Here is a 12607-nt window from a genome sequence, read left to right as displayed (position 1 = left end):
CCGGGACGCCGAGTCACTCCCGGGGAAGCAGCGGTCCGAGCGGCCCGAGGTCCAGGTTCAGGTCCTCGGGCCGCAGTCCGTACCGCTCGCGCAGTTCGGTCATGCGCTCGTCCAGGAGCATGAGGGTGAGCCCGATCCGCTCCTCCTGCTCCTCGTTCAGGTCGCCCTCGTCGAACCGGCGCAGCGCCTGGCGCTCCATGAGCTGCCGCAGCAGCTCCACGACGGTCAGGACGAGCTTGACGAGGTCACGCTCGACCGTGTCGGGCTCCAGGTCCAGCCGGTTGCGTCGGGACGTCACAGCAACTCCTCCCAAGGTGAGGGGACTTGGGCGTTGACCGAGCTGATCAGCGCGTTCAGGTCGATGCGGACGAGGTCGACGTCCGCGATCCGCAGGGTGATGTCCCCGGTGATGACGACCCCGCCGGCCAGCAGCCGGTCGAGAAGGTCGACGAGGGCCACCTCACGGCGTTCGATGACGGTCACGGCTGTTGTTCCTCCCCCGCGAAGGAATAGGCCGCCCAGGGTCCTGTGAGTTCCACCCGCATTCCCGGGAGTTCACCTTTGGTGCGGTCCACCATTTCCACGAATTCCTCGGACTCGCCGCGCGGCACGAGATAGGCGGCGTTCAGAATGTTCTGTCCGGAGGCTCCGGACAGCGTGGGGTTCTGCGGGGCGTGCAGCCGCGCGTCCTCGGCGTGTCCGGACAGCGTCTCGTGCAGCCGGGTCGCGAAGGCCTCCGCCTGCTGCCACAGCTCCTCGTGCGAGCGCACCCGCTGCCGTCGCTGGCGCAGGTAGTCCCGGCCCGACACCGGCTTGGCCGGCGTCTCGACGGGCTCCTGACGGTCCGATGCCGCCGTGTCGGCGTACACCTTGACACCCCACTCCACCCGGCCCTGCAGCCGGTCGAGAGTGCGCCGGAAGCTCTCCTCACGCTCCTCGATCATCACGCGGACGCCGCTGTCGTCACGGAACACGGTGCCGAGCCGGAGCGGCAGCGGAGTGGTCACGACGGTGAGCGCGTCGATCACGCTCTGGTGCGCGCGCACCGTCCCGGTGAGCCAGTCCAGGTCCTCCAGATGCCTGCGGAGCGGTTCTTCGGCGAAGTCCCGCTCCGGCACATGGCTGACGACGGCCACCAGACCGTGGTGGTGCAGCAGTCTGGGCGGGTCACCGGCCACCCCGGCCAGTTGGGCCTGCAGCGGGGTGCCGAAGGGGCGGCAGACGGCGTACACGTACCGCAGTCCGGTCATGAACTCTCCTCCTCGGCACGGCGGCTGGGCTCCAGCTCCTCCAGGCGCGCGAGCCGTTCGCGCAACTCGCTGTTCTCGCGGGCGAGTTCGTCACGGCGGGCGCGGGAGGACAACGCCGGGTCGTCCTCCCACCAGTCGATCCCCATCTCCTTGGCCTTGTCGACCGAGGCGACGATGAGCCGCAGCTTGATGGTGAGCAGCTCGATGTCGAGCAGGTTGATGCGGATGTCGCCCGCGATGACGATGCCCTTGTCCAGCACACGCTCCAGGATGTCGGCCAGGTTGGCTCCGCTTCCCTGGCCGTAGGGATCCGGGAGCCGGCTGGGCATGCTCATCGTCGGCTCCCGCCCTCGGCGTACTCGTACTCCTCTTCCTCTTCCTCGGGCACGTCCTCCTCGGACATCTCTTCCTCGTCCTCGGGAGCCTCGTCCTCGGGCTCCTCCTCGTCGTACTCCTCGTACTCGTCCTCGGGCTCGCCCTCTTCCTCAGGCTCGTCCTCGGTCTCGTCCTCGGCGTACGGACCCTCCTGCTCCTCCTCGTCCTCTTCCTCGGTGCCCTCGGCCTCTTCCTCCTCCGCCACCGCGTCCTCGTGGGTCTTGACGACCTCGCCGTCCTCGATCTCGCCGCGCCAGCCGTCCTCCGCCTCTCCCTTGAGGGTGATGAAGCGGGCGAAGTGCTTGAGGTCCAGCCGGGCCCGGCGGCCCTGGGCGCGCCAGATGTTGCCGGTCTTCTCGAACAGGCCCGAGGGGTAGTACTCGATCACCAGCAGGACGCGGGTGAGGTTGTCGGCGAGCTTGTGGAAGGTGACGACGCCCTTGGTCGTGCCCTTGGCGCCCTCCGACGTCCACTGGATCCGTTCGTCCGGGACCTGTTCGGTGGTGGTCGCCTTCCAGCTGCGGTTGGACCAGAAGATCTTCGCCTGCCAGTCGCTGTGGGTGTCGTCGGCGCGGTTCGCGCTCTTGACGCCCTTCGCGAAGGTGGAGAAGTCCTGGTACTGCGTCCACTGGTCGTAGGCGGTGCGCAGATCCACGCCCACGTCGATGAACTCGATGATCACCGTGGGCTTCTGGCCCGCGCCGCGCTTCTTCTTGCCCTTGCCGCCGCCGAGGTTCTTGAAGGCGCCGACCACGCTGTCCTTGGCCTTGCCCGCTCCGAGCTCCAGCGCGCTGCGCAGCGGCCCCTTGCCCTCGGCGAGCTTCTTGCCGCCGTCGAGGGCGAGCTTGGCGAAGCCGGGGCTGTTGCCTTCGGCGATGTCGTTCAGCTTGCCGGTGGTCTCGCCCAGCTTGCGCCCGACACCGACCAGCATGCGCTGGGCCTGCGCGGCGACGTACTCCTGCAGCTCGCTCTTGAGCCGGTCCGCGGCCTCGCTGTGGGCCACGTCGGTGAGCGGGTTGTTCTTCGCCTTGTCGGTGGCGGATCCGAGTGTCTCGGTCATCACTCACCGCCTCCCTTCGGCAGCCGGGCCCGGGTGCTTCGGCCGGCTCCCCTGGCCGCGGTCGTCTTCTTGGCGGCCGTCTTCTTCGCCGTGGTCTTCTTGGCCGCGGTCTTCTTGCCGGCCGTGCGGCCCTGGCTCTGCGCCGCCTTCTTGGCGGGCGGCTTGCGGCCGGGCTGCTTCTTCGCGGCCGTCTTCTTGGCCGGGGCCTTCTTCGCGGTCCTCTTCGCCGGAGCCTCGTCTTCGGAGTCCTCGTCCTCGTCCGAAGGCTCCTCGTCCTCGTCCGAAGGCTCCTCGTCCTCGTCCTCGTCCGAAGGCTCCTCGTCGGCCTCGGCCTCCGTGGTCCCAGTCTGCTCTTCCTCGGACTCCTCGTCCTCTTCGGGCTCGTCGTCCTCGTCGTCGGAGAGACCCGGCACCTCCGGGGCCATGCCCGAGAGCTGGTCGCGGACCTGGGCGGTACGGCCGTGCAGCCGGTCGGCGATCGCGTCGATCTGCCGCTCCACCATCGCCCCGGAGGCCGCCTTGCCGACGCCTCGCAGGTCCTGGCGGAGCGTGTCGCCTATCTCCTTGAACTGCGGGTTCTTCAGCAGTTGCTGGGAGACCAGGTCAGCCACGGCCCGTGGGCTCAGGTGCATCCGCTTGCCGGCCACGAGCGTGCCGACGGCGAACGCCAGTTTCAGTTTCTTCGTACGCCCGAGGAGATATCCGGCCCCTACGGCGAGGCCCAGTCCTGTTCGGTTCATCGTGTCGTCCCGTCGCCAGTCCCCGCGCCGCCGCGCAGGCCGATCTCCAGTCGTTCGAGGAGCTCGTCCTCCTGTCGGTCGAATTCCTCCTCGTCGATCTCGCCCGCCTCAAGTCGCTCTTCGAGCCGGGCGAGTTCGGCCCGGACGGTGGCCGGGTCGTAGTAGAGGCGCTCCGCTTCGTTCAGCACCTGCTTGATCACCCAGCCGCTGCCGCGTACCGGGGCGAACGGCAACAGCAGCACCTCTCCGATGAGACCCACGGCCGCCTCACTCCTCCGCGTGGTCGATGCCGACCGTGGTGCCCGCGGGTTCGGCCGGGCCCGGTTCGACGAAGCTGTACGGCGGCAGCGGGCCGTTGACCCGCAGATCGAGGTGCGGATGCGCCTTGCGCAGCTCGTCCACCGCTTCCAGGAAGGACGCGGCCGAGTCGCGCTCCACGAGGAAGGACACGTTGGCCAGCCAGCCGGAGGACTCGGGGCCCACGCTGATCGCGTCGGCCAGGGGCTCCAGGGCGCGCTGCACCAGGCCGGCGTCCTCGGCCTCGCGGGCCTTGACCGCGGTCACGACCATCTCGCCGAGCCTGAGGCGATCGTCGTAACTGCCGCCGCCCGCCTGTCGGTTGGCCTCGGTCATGGCGCGGAGCTCCGGGTTGTCGGACATCACCCGGTGCAGTACGGCCTCTTCGTCGTGCGTGGCCTTGACGTTGTACTCGACCTTGCCGTCGAGGGTCCGCAGGCGCTCCTTGTAGTGCTCGGAGCGTTCCGCGAGCACCGAGGTGACGGAGTCGTCGTCGGGGGCCACACTGCCGAACCGCATGGGCAGGATGCAGCCGTCCGAGCCCGCCTCGCTGAGCACGTTCTGGTGGGCGAGGAGATCACGACGCTTGGGCCGCAGCCCTTCGGGGGCGTCACTGACGATCGCCGCCAGGTCGCCCTCCGTCAGCACCCGCACCGCCTGTGCGGGGTTGCCGACTCCGACCAGGTTCTCGGGCACCGTGGGATGGGAGGCGGCGGTGATGCCGTACACATACGTGCTCACTCCTGTTCCTCCTTCCGGCGCGAGGCGGTCGACTTGCGGGCACGCGGCCTGGACTCGCTCTGGCCGTCCCCTTCACGCGCCTGCTTGAAGGCGTCGGAGATGGTCTCGGCGGCTCCGGAGAGCGCGCCCTTGGACTTGCCGCGGGCACCGGACTCGGTGATCTCGCCGACCAGGTCGGGCAGGCCGGGGTCCTTGCGCGGGCCGGCCTCCAGGTCCAGCCGGTTGCACGCTTCGGCGAAGCGCAGGTACGTATCGACGCTGGCCACCACGACCCGTACGTCGATCTTCAGGATTTCGATGCCGACCAGGGAGACCCGTACGAACGCGTCGATGACGAGACCCCTGTCGAGGACCAGTTCCAGAACGTCGTAGAGGCCGCTGGAGCCGCCTCCGCCACCGCCCTGTTGTGCCGGGACAACGGTCATGTCGACCGCGCCTCCTTTTCTGTGTGCTGGTGAACGGATGTCTGTGCCGTGGAGCGGCCTAGCGGCCGCCCTGCCTATGTGCGTCCGCGCGCCCGCGTTCGTAACGGCGAACACGCCGATAACCGGTGAGCTGGCCTTCCGGGTCGAGTTCGACCTGGTAGCTCGCCATCAGGCTCATCGTGTCGGGCACGCGGGACAGCTCGAGGACCTCGATCTCAAGAGCCCAGCCGTCCTCCGTCTGTTCGAAGGACGACACGTTCTCGGCGGTCATGCCGGTCAGCTCGGCCAGCTGGGTGCGCGCCTCGCGCAGCACTTCCATGGGCTTGGGCCGCCGGTTCTCCGCCATGTTCTCTTCCGTGTCCTCTCCTGTCCCTTTGCGGGAGTTTCGTGAATCCTGTGATTCGGATGAGTTTTTTGTGTTCGACATGGCACCTCTCACCTCGGGTGGCCGCTCGTTCCTTCGCCAAACCTTCAAGAGGGCATCAACGCGTTCAACCTGCGCCGGGCGGGACCGAGGGCGCGCCTTTTGGCCATGACTCCGGCCCACGGGTCGGTGCGGGCCTGTTCGACCGCGTCGGCGATGGTCCAGCGGCGCGCGTCCAGGCCCGGGTCGTCCAGCTGGGCCCAGGCCATCGGGGTCGCCACGGGAGCCCCGGGTTTCGCGCGGACGGTGAACGGCGCGACGGCGGTCTGCGCGTAGGCGTTGCGCTGTATGTCGAGGTAGAGGCGGTCGCCGCGGTCCTTCTTGCGGGCGGCGGTGGTGAGCCGGTCGGGGTGGCCTGCGACCAGGGTGTCGGCCACGTCCTTGGCGAACTCCCGGACCTCGTCGACGTCGTGCCGGCCGTTGAGCGGCACGACGACATGCAGCCCGCGCGAGCCGGTGGTCATCAGCGCCGAGGGCAGGCTCAGCTCGTCGAGGAGCTCCCCGAGCAGCCCGGCCGCCTCGCGCACCAGGGCGAAGTCGTCGTCCCCGGCCGGGTCGAGGTCGAAGACCATCCGGTCGGGCCGCTCCACGCTCCCGGCCCGGGACAGCCAGCGGTGCAGGGTGAGACAGGCCTGGTCGGCGAGGTACAGGAGGGTGGCGGTGTCGTCACAGACGGTGTGGCAGACGGTGCCGCCCTCCTTCGGCACCTCGACGCGGCTGATCCACTCCGGGTAGGAGTCCGGCGTGTTCTTCTGCATGAACCGGGGGCCGTCGAGGCCGTCCGGGTGCCGTTCCAGCATCAGCGGGCGGCCCCGCAGGTGCGGCAGCATGAAGGGCGCGACGGCACGGTAGTAGTCGACGAGGTCGGCCTTGGTGTACTCCTTGGCGCCGTCGCCGCCGGGGAAGAGCACCTTGTCGGGCCGGTGCACCTCGACGGTGCGCTTGCCCGCGCGTACGGTCCGTACGTCGTCCCTGGTCACGGCACGATCGCCTGCTCCACGAGCAGTCGGACGGCGGCCCCGATCGACTCGGCGTCGATGCCCGCGGCGTGCAGCTGCTCCTCGGGCGAGGCCGAGCCGGGCATCGTACGGACGGCGAGCCGTACCGGGCGCGGTACGGGCCGGCCGTCGGTGAAGGCGTCGAGGACGGCGTCGCCGAGGCCGCCCTCCTCGCGGTGGTCCTCCACGGTCAGCAGGCAGCCGGTGTCCTCGGCGGCCTGTCGCAGGGTGTCCCGGTCGACCGGCTTGACCGAGTAGAGGTCGATGACCCGGACGCGGATGCCCTCCTGGTCCAGCGCCTCGGCGGCCTTGAGTGCCTCGTGCACGGTGACGCCCGCGGCGACGACCGTCAGCCGGTCGCTCTGCGAGAAGCGCAGCACCTTGCTGCCGCCGATCGGGAACTGCTCGTCGGCGCCGTAGATCACCGGGCTCTCACCGCGGCCCGTGCGCAGGTAGCGGATGCCGTCCAGGTCCGCCATCTCGGCGATCAGGCGGGCGGTCTGGTTGGCGTCGCACGGGTACAGCACGGTCGAGCCGTGGATCGCCCGCATCATCGCGAGGTCCTCCAGGCCCATCTGGCTGGGCCCGTCCTGGCCGATGGCGACGCCCGCGTGCGAGCCGACGAGGTTGAGGCCGGCCCCGCTGATGGAGGCCATGCGCACGAAGTCGTAGGCCCGGGTGAGGAAGGCGGCGAAGGTCCCGGCGTACGGCACCCAGCCGCGCGCGGCCAGTCCCACGGCGGCCGCGACCATCTGCTGCTCGGCGATGTAGCACTCGAAGTAGCGGTCGGCGTGTTCCTTGGCGAAGTACTCGGTGCGGGTCGAGTCGCCGACCTCGCCGTCCAGGGCGACGACGTCACCGCGTCCGGTGCCGAGGGCGGCGAGGGCCTGTCCGTAGGCGTCGCGGGTGGCCACTTCCTCGCCGGTGTCCCAGCGGGGCAGTTCGACGTGCCCGGCGCGGACGGCGTGCAGGACGCGGGCGGCCGGCGGTTCGTTCACCCGGACGCGCAGGTCGCGTACGCCGCCGAGCTCCTCGATGGCGTCGTCGGCGTTCTTGAGCGGCTTGCCGTGCAGTCCCTCGCGGTCCTCGACGTCCGCGACGCCCTTGCCCTTGAGGGTGCGGGCGAGGATCGCGGTGGGCTGGCCCTTGGTGGACTCGGCCTCGCCGTACGCGCGGTCGATCGCGTCCACGTCATGCCCGTCGACCTCGACGGTGTGCCAGCCGAAGGCCTGGAAGCGCCGGGCGTAGGCGTCGAGGTCGTGGCCGTGGCGGGTGGGGCCGCGCTGGCCCAGCCGGTTGACGTCCACGATCGCGGTGAGGTTGTCGAGGTGCTCGTGGCCCGCGTGCTCGGCGGCCTCCCAGATCGAGCCCTCGGCGAGTTCGCTGTCGCCGCACAGCACCCACACGCGGTAGTCGGCGCGGTCCAGCCGCTTCCCGGACAGCGCGATGCCGACGCCCACCGGCAGTCCCTGGCCCAGCGATCCGGTCGCCGTCTCGACCCAGGGCAGCTTGCGCGGGGTCGGGTGTCCTTCGAGGCGGCTGTCAAGCTTGCGGAAGGTCAGCAACTCCTCGTCGTCCACGACACCGGCCGCCTTGTACGCGGAGTACAGCAGCGGCGAGGCATGGCCCTTGGACAGCACGAAGCGGTCGTTGCCGGGGTGGGCGGGGCGGTCGAAGTCGTAGCGGAAGTGGTTCGCCAGGAGTACGGCCATCAGGTCCGCCGCGGACATCGAGGACGTCGGGTGCCCGGAGCCCGCGGCGGCCGAGGCGCGCACACTGTCCACGCGCAACTGCTGGGCGAGTTCGACGAGTTCACCGGTGTTCATGAGTCTCCTTCCGCGGGGTCCGCGTCAGTGCGGTTGGCGGCGCCGGGGGCTTGGCCCGGCTCACCGCCCGGTCGGTTCGTGGTGGGTTCGGGGGCGGGCTGGTTCCTGGCGGGCCCGGCGGAAGGCCGATTGTCCGCGGGTTCACCACCGCGTTGGTTCCTGGCGGGTTCACCACCGGGTTGGTTCCTGGCCGGTTCGGCGGCGGGCCGGTCCTTCGCCCGGGCGGGCGCCTTCCGCTCCGGCGGCTCCTGCTCGGACGCCCCCTGCACGGCCCCTTCGCGCGCCTTCGCCTCGGCGATCACCGCCTCGCCCGCGCTGGCCACGACACCCGGCTCCCGAGCGCCGGCCGGGTCGGCCACCGGCGCCCCCGGCTCGTCCTGCTCCACCAAGGGCTCGGACTGCTCGGCCCTCTCGGTCTCCGCCCACTCCGGCCTGGTCTCCCGCTCGGTGGCGGCCCCGGGCCCCGAGCGGGCTTCGGTCTTCTGGCGTGCCTGCGGCCGGCCGGGGGCCTGTGCCGACTCCGGCGAGGCGGTGTCCAGCGGTACCGCCCAGGACCGCACGAGGCCCAACTGGACGGCCTGGCGCGGGAGTACGGCGTCCAGCAGCCAGTCGGCGGCGACCCGGACGCGGTTGCCCGGCATCGCGGCGAGGTGGTAGCCGCGGGTGACGGCACCGGCCGCGAGGCCGGACAGCGGGACGCCCAGCGGGTTGGCCGCGGCCTTCGCCCCGCCGAGGTCCACGACGAAGCCGAGGTCCCGGTGTTCGTAGGGGCGGCGCACACCGGCCCCGAGCGAGGCGGCGACGTTGAGGGCCGCCGTACGGCCCTGCCGCCAGGCGTGCTGCGCCGTCATCGGCGTGTACTGGCCCGGGTTGTCCAGATCGGGTACCGCGGCCGCGTCGCCGCACGCGAACACCTCGGGCCTGCCCGGCACTTGGAGGTTCGGGTCGACGAGCAGCCGGCCGCGCTCCAGGGGCAGTCCGAGCGACTCGGCGAGCGGATCGGGCCGTACGCCCACGCACCACACCAGCGAGCGCGTCGGCACGAACTCGCCGTCGGTCAGCAGCACTCCGTCCGGTGTGGCCTCCTTCACGGAGGTGCCCATGCGTACCTCCACGCCCCGTTCCCTGAGCGTGCGGTCGGCGGTGCGGGACAGACGCGGATCGAGTTCGGGCAGGACCCGCTCCGCGGTGTCGAGGAGGATCCAGCGCGGCCGCATGCCCTCCCGCAGCGGGTGCCCCCGCACCTGCGCGTCGGTGAAGAGCTGCCCGTGCGCGGCGACCTCGGTGCCCGTGTAGCCGGCTCCGACCACGACGAAGGTGCACCGGGCGGCGCAGGTCTGCGGATCGTCGGCGGCCGCGGCGAGCTCCACCTGGCGGGTCACGTGGTCGCGCAGGTACAGCGCCTCGGGCAGGCCCCGGAAGCCGTGCGCGTGCTCGGCGACCCCGGGGATGGGCAGCAGCTTGTTGACGCTTCCGGCGGCCAGCACCAGCCGGTCGTAGGCGAGCGTGCCGCGGGCGCCCTCGGGGTCGGTGTAGTGGACGGTGCGGCCGTCCAGGTCGATGCCGTCGGCCTCGCCGAGCACCAGCCGCACCCGCGGCAGGGTGTCGGAGAGGGAGACGGTCACTCGCCGGGGTTCCAGGATGCCGGCGGCGACCTGGGGCAGCAGGGGCAGGTACAGGAAGTAGTCGGTCGGGTTCAGCAGGGTGATGTCGGCCTTGCCGCGGGCTTGTCGGGACAGTTCCTTGGCCGTCCGGTACCCGGCGAAGCCGGCACCGACGATCACGATGCGGGGTCGACTCACGGTTCGCCTCCGGGGCTGTCGCGTACCTCGGGAGCCTTCCGCGTCCCCCTGGCCAGGGCGCCCAAACGCCGGTTTCCGTACGGGTCGCCGGGTACTCGGACGGGGCCCCTCTCATCACGGAACCGCCGGAGGTACCCCCCATGCCCGAATACGGCTATTTCCTGTCGTGCGAGGAGTTCGGTCCCGCGGACCTGGTCGAACAGGCGCGGATGGCCGAGCAGGCGGGCTTCAGCTCGCTGTGGATCTCCGATCACTACCACCCGTGGAACGACGCGCAGGGCCAGAGCCCCTTCGTGTGGTCGGTGATCGGCGCACTGTCGGAGGCCGTGTCCCTGCCCATCGAGACGGCCGTGACCTGCCCGACCGTGCGGATCCACCCGGCGGTGGTGGCACAGGCCGCGGCGACCTCGGCCGTGATGACCAACGGCCGTTTCCGCCTCGGGGTCGGCTCCGGCGAGGCCCTGAACGAGCACGTGCTCGGCCATGTCTGGCCGCCCGCGCACATCCGCCTGGAGATGCTGGAGGAGTCGATCCAGGTGATGCGTCGTCTCTTCACGGGCGAGGAGGTCAACCACCACGGCACGCACTACACCGTGGAGAACGCCCGCCTGTACACGGTCCCCGACGAGCCCGTCCCGATCGACATCTCCGGCTTCGGTCCGGCGGCCACGGCGCTCGCGTCCCGGGTCGGGGACGGCTTCATCACGATGACGCCCGACGAGTCGATGGTGGAGCAGTTCCGCAAGGGCGGCGGGGCCGGCAAGCCGGTCATCGGCGGCACCAAGGTCTGCTACGGCATCGACCGCGCCGAGTGCGTCCGTACGGTCCGCAAGCTGTGGTTCAACCAGTTCCTGCCCGGCGAGATGGCCCAGATCCTGCCCTCGCCGCGCCACTTCGAACAGCTGGAGCCGCTGGTCACCGAGGAGATGGTGAGCGAGAAGGCGGTGTGCGGCGACGACGTCGACGAGCACGTGGCCACGCTGAGCGCGTTCGCCGACGCCGGCTTCGACCGGGTCTACGTCAACCAGATCGGCCCCGACCAGCGCGGCTTCTTCGACTTCTACCGTACGAAGGTGCTGCCCCAGCTCCAGCAGGGGTGAACGGCCTGTGACCCGCGGGCCGCTCGGTGACTTCCTCACCGAGCGGCCCGCGGGTCATCACGCCGACCTGGCCGCGTCAGGCCCGGTGGTGCGGCTGTTCGGGGTCGATGTCGTCCTGCCGCGGCGCGGTGCCCGGTTCCGGGGTGCCCGGGGTCTCGGGAGCGACGGGCGGCATGGGCGGGTACGGCGTGCCGAGCCCGCTCGGCGGGGTTGCCACCGGTGCCGCTCCGTCGGCTGCCCGGTCCGGCACGGCCGCCGCCTCCTGCCCGGCGGCGGGCCGGGACGCGGAGGGCCGGGCCGCGCCGCGCAGGGCGTAGGCCACGGCCCCCAGGATCACGGCGGTGATCAGTGCGGCCGCCCAGTCGGGCAGCCCGAGGGCGAGAGCGAGGCCCACGGCGAGTGCCAGGGCCGCTCCCGCGTACAGCGCGACGGCGCCGGACGCGGCGTACAGCATGGCCGTGCGGCGCTGCTTGCGCGTCTGTTCGCGCAGCTCTTCCCGTACGGTCTCGCGTGCCACCTGCGCCAGCTCGTCGACCAGTTGCCTGTCCAGATGCTCCAGGTGATCCAAGCGCTCCATGGCCGCCGGGTACCCGTACAGGCGTGCGCATAACGCCGGGCCGGGTGTGCGGTAGGGGCGGCCGGGTCGGGAGGATCGCGTGAAACGATCTCCGCGGCCCGGCTGCCGCAACTAGGCTCGTCCGTATGGACATTCTGGGAACCACGCTGCGTGTCTGTGTCGACGATCTGGAGGCCGCGGTCGTCTTCTACGAACGGCTCGCGGGCGCCACGGCCCTGCGTTTCGAGCGCGGCGGCGTCCAGGTGGCCGCGGTGGGCTGCTTCCTGCTGATGAGCGGCCCCGAGGCCGAGCTGGAGGTGCTGCGCAAGGTCGCGGCGACCATCGCGGTGAAGGACGTCGACGAGGCCCATCAGCTGCTCAGCGAGCTGGGCGCCCGGGTCATCGCGGGCCCGGTGCCCACGCCGGTGGGCCGCAATCTGATCGCGATGCATCCGGACGGCGTGGTCTACGAGTACGTGGACCGCAACGTCAGCTAGGGCCGGTCAGTTCACGAACACGCTGTCGTAGATCCCGGGTACGACGGTCGTCCTGGCCGTCCGGGCCAGCCTGTCGGTCATGGCCTGGTAGCGGTCGTGGACGTATGCCTGGCGGACCTGTGCGGCCACTTCGTCGCACGGCGGCGTGAGGAAGGCGTCGTAGCCGGGGTCGGCGATCAGGTGGTGCCTGTGTGCCAGCGCGAGGACGACCGTGCTCCGGGCGGCGTCGTGGCGGCCCGCTCCTGTGCCAGGTAGAGCTCTGCACGCGGTCCAGGAAGCGAACGTCAGAATCCCGGACCAGGTGGCCGTCGCTGGTTTCGACGACCTCGACGACGCACGCTTCGCCTGTCCGTCGCTCACCTCCGTCTCCCCCGGTACGGCGCAGATCGCCCGCGAGGCGCTGACCCTGCTGAACGACCGCATGAACCACACCGGCCGGCTGGTCGTCGCCGACTTCGACCTGATGGCCCGGGAATCGACTCCGGGAGGGGTGGCCGCATGGGGCACGGCGTGACG

Annotated in this window: 18 protein-coding genes; 3 read left to right on the top strand and 15 right to left on the bottom strand. The window is 71.0% G+C overall.

The genetic code is table 11. The annotated features are described in order from the left end of the window. Positions 1-13 precede the first annotated feature (13 nt). From AQI94_RS27670 to AQI94_RS27610, 13 genes are read right to left on the bottom strand one after another with little or no spacing between them, the layout of a single operon-like run. On the bottom strand, positions 14-298 hold the full coding sequence (locus AQI94_RS27670; protein WP_031043262.1) for a gas vesicle protein K: 285 nt from the start codon (positions 296-298) through the stop codon (positions 14-16). Beyond that, positions 295-483: a gas vesicle protein gene (locus AQI94_RS27665; RefSeq protein WP_007385868.1), complete on the bottom strand. Its 189-nt coding sequence runs from the start codon at positions 481-483 to the stop codon at positions 295-297. Before AQI94_RS27665 ends, AQI94_RS27670 begins: the two co-directional genes overlap by 4 nt. Then, positions 480-1250: a GvpL/GvpF family gas vesicle protein gene (locus tag AQI94_RS27660; RefSeq protein ID WP_031043259.1), complete on the bottom strand. Its 771-nt coding sequence runs from the start codon at positions 1248-1250 to the stop codon at positions 480-482. The genes AQI94_RS27665 and AQI94_RS27660 overlap by 4 nt, the downstream gene beginning before the upstream one ends. Beyond that, the gene (locus AQI94_RS27655) at positions 1247-1585 is read right to left on the bottom strand and encodes a gas vesicle protein (RefSeq protein ID WP_007385866.1); all 339 of its coding nucleotides are present in this window, start codon (positions 1583-1585) and stop codon (positions 1247-1249) included. Before AQI94_RS27655 ends, AQI94_RS27660 begins: the two co-directional genes overlap by 4 nt. After that, on the bottom strand, positions 1582-2685 hold the full coding sequence (locus tag AQI94_RS27650) for an SRPBCC family protein (RefSeq protein ID WP_031043254.1): 1104 nt from the start codon (positions 2683-2685) through the stop codon (positions 1582-1584). Before AQI94_RS27650 ends, AQI94_RS27655 begins: the two co-directional genes overlap by 4 nt. After that, a complete protein-coding gene (locus tag AQI94_RS27645) occupies positions 2685-3425 on the bottom strand; it encodes a hypothetical protein (protein WP_062229980.1) in 741 nt (246 codons plus the stop codon). Before AQI94_RS27645 ends, AQI94_RS27650 begins: the two co-directional genes overlap by 1 nt. Next, the gene (locus AQI94_RS27640; protein WP_020119152.1) at positions 3422-3685 is read right to left on the bottom strand and encodes a gas vesicle protein GvpG; all 264 of its coding nucleotides are present in this window, start codon (positions 3683-3685) and stop codon (positions 3422-3424) included. The genes AQI94_RS27645 and AQI94_RS27640 overlap by 4 nt, the downstream gene beginning before the upstream one ends. 7 nt (positions 3686-3692) lie before the next feature. Continuing rightward, positions 3693-4463: a GvpL/GvpF family gas vesicle protein gene (locus AQI94_RS27635; RefSeq protein ID WP_031043250.1), complete on the bottom strand. Its 771-nt coding sequence runs from the start codon at positions 4461-4463 to the stop codon at positions 3693-3695. Next, on the bottom strand, positions 4460-4888 hold the full coding sequence (locus AQI94_RS27630; protein ID WP_031043247.1) for a gas vesicle structural protein GvpA: 429 nt from the start codon (positions 4886-4888) through the stop codon (positions 4460-4462). Before AQI94_RS27630 ends, AQI94_RS27635 begins: the two co-directional genes overlap by 4 nt. 58 nt (positions 4889-4946) lie before the next feature. Then, positions 4947-5315, bottom strand: coding sequence for a gas vesicle protein GvpO (locus AQI94_RS27625; protein WP_031043245.1), 369 nt, complete (start codon positions 5313-5315; stop codon positions 4947-4949). 44 nt (positions 5316-5359) lie between these two features. Beyond that, the gene (ligD, locus tag AQI94_RS27620) at positions 5360-6292 is read right to left on the bottom strand and encodes a non-homologous end-joining DNA ligase (RefSeq protein ID WP_031043242.1); all 933 of its coding nucleotides are present in this window, start codon (positions 6290-6292) and stop codon (positions 5360-5362) included. Beyond that, complete coding sequence (locus AQI94_RS27615; protein ID WP_031043239.1) at positions 6289-8136, bottom strand: transketolase; 1848 nt, start codon at positions 8134-8136, stop codon at positions 6289-6291. Before AQI94_RS27615 ends, ligD begins: the two co-directional genes overlap by 4 nt. After that, positions 8133-9938, bottom strand: coding sequence for an FAD-dependent oxidoreductase (locus AQI94_RS27610; protein ID WP_107064237.1), 1806 nt, complete (start codon positions 9936-9938; stop codon positions 8133-8135). Before AQI94_RS27610 ends, AQI94_RS27615 begins: the two co-directional genes overlap by 4 nt. A gap of 140 nt (positions 9939-10078) precedes the next feature. On the opposite strand from AQI94_RS27610, the gene AQI94_RS27605 reads away from it, so the two are divergent. Then, on the top strand, positions 10079-11038 hold the full coding sequence (locus tag AQI94_RS27605) for an LLM class F420-dependent oxidoreductase (RefSeq protein ID WP_031043232.1): 960 nt from the start codon (positions 10079-10081) through the stop codon (positions 11036-11038). Between the two features lie 76 nt (positions 11039-11114). Here AQI94_RS27605 and AQI94_RS27600 read toward each other — a convergent pair whose 3' ends face one another. Further along, the gene (locus AQI94_RS27600) at positions 11115-11615 is read right to left on the bottom strand and encodes a phage holin family protein (RefSeq protein ID WP_062229979.1); all 501 of its coding nucleotides are present in this window, start codon (positions 11613-11615) and stop codon (positions 11115-11117) included. A gap of 125 nt (positions 11616-11740) precedes the next feature. Here AQI94_RS27600 and AQI94_RS27595 point away from each other — a divergent pair, with 125 nt between their 5' ends. Then, the gene (locus tag AQI94_RS27595) at positions 11741-12091 is read left to right on the top strand and encodes a VOC family protein (protein WP_031050124.1); all 351 of its coding nucleotides are present in this window, start codon (positions 11741-11743) and stop codon (positions 12089-12091) included. Between the two features lie 6 nt (positions 12092-12097). On the opposite strand, the gene AQI94_RS46265 is transcribed toward AQI94_RS27595, so the two are convergent. Next, a complete protein-coding gene (locus AQI94_RS46265) occupies positions 12098-12220 on the bottom strand; it encodes a hypothetical protein (protein ID WP_263973315.1) in 123 nt (40 codons plus the stop codon). 82 nt (positions 12221-12302) lie between these two features. Here AQI94_RS46265 and AQI94_RS43145 point away from each other — a divergent pair, with 82 nt between their 5' ends. Further along, on the top strand, positions 12303-12605 hold the full coding sequence (locus AQI94_RS43145) for a substrate-binding domain-containing protein (protein WP_318658118.1): 303 nt from the start codon (positions 12303-12305) through the stop codon (positions 12603-12605). The last annotated feature ends 2 nt before the right edge of the window (positions 12606-12607 follow it).

Origin of the sequence: Streptomyces pseudovenezuelae (assembly GCF_001513955.1) — a bacterium.
Classification (GTDB): Bacteria; Actinomycetota; Actinomycetes; order Streptomycetales; family Streptomycetaceae; genus Streptomyces; species Streptomyces pseudovenezuelae.
Note: the sequence above shows the minus strand (reverse complement) of the source record. Positions and strands in the feature narration are given on the sequence as shown.

Excerpts from the sequence above, each read along its gene's own strand:
- AQI94_RS27660 (WP_031043259.1), bottom strand. The coding sequence starts at position 1,250 with ATGACCGGACTGCGGTACGTGTACGCCGTCTGCCGCCCCTTCGGCACC.
- AQI94_RS27655 (WP_007385866.1), bottom strand. The coding sequence starts at position 1,585 with ATGAGCATGCCCAGCCGGCTCCCGGATCCCTACGGCCAGGGAAGCGGA.
- AQI94_RS27650 (WP_031043254.1), bottom strand. The coding sequence starts at position 2,685 with ATGACCGAGACACTCGGATCCGCCACCGACAAGGCGAAGAACAACCCG.
- AQI94_RS27645 (WP_062229980.1), bottom strand. The coding sequence starts at position 3,425 with ATGAACCGAACAGGACTGGGCCTCGCCGTAGGGGCCGGATATCTCCTC.
- AQI94_RS27630 (WP_031043247.1), bottom strand. The coding sequence starts at position 4,888 with ATGACCGTTGTCCCGGCACAACAGGGCGGTGGCGGAGGCGGCTCCAGC.
- AQI94_RS27625 (WP_031043245.1), bottom strand. The coding sequence starts at position 5,315 with ATGTCGAACACAAAAAACTCATCCGAATCACAGGATTCACGAAACTCC.
- AQI94_RS27615 (WP_031043239.1), bottom strand. The coding sequence starts at position 8,136 with ATGAACACCGGTGAACTCGTCGAACTCGCCCAGCAGTTGCGCGTGGAC.
- AQI94_RS27605 (WP_031043232.1), top strand. The coding sequence starts at position 10,079 with ATGCCCGAATACGGCTATTTCCTGTCGTGCGAGGAGTTCGGTCCCGCG.
- AQI94_RS27600 (WP_062229979.1), bottom strand. The coding sequence starts at position 11,615 with ATGGAGCGCTTGGATCACCTGGAGCATCTGGACAGGCAACTGGTCGAC.
- AQI94_RS27595 (WP_031050124.1), top strand. The coding sequence starts at position 11,741 with ATGGACATTCTGGGAACCACGCTGCGTGTCTGTGTCGACGATCTGGAG.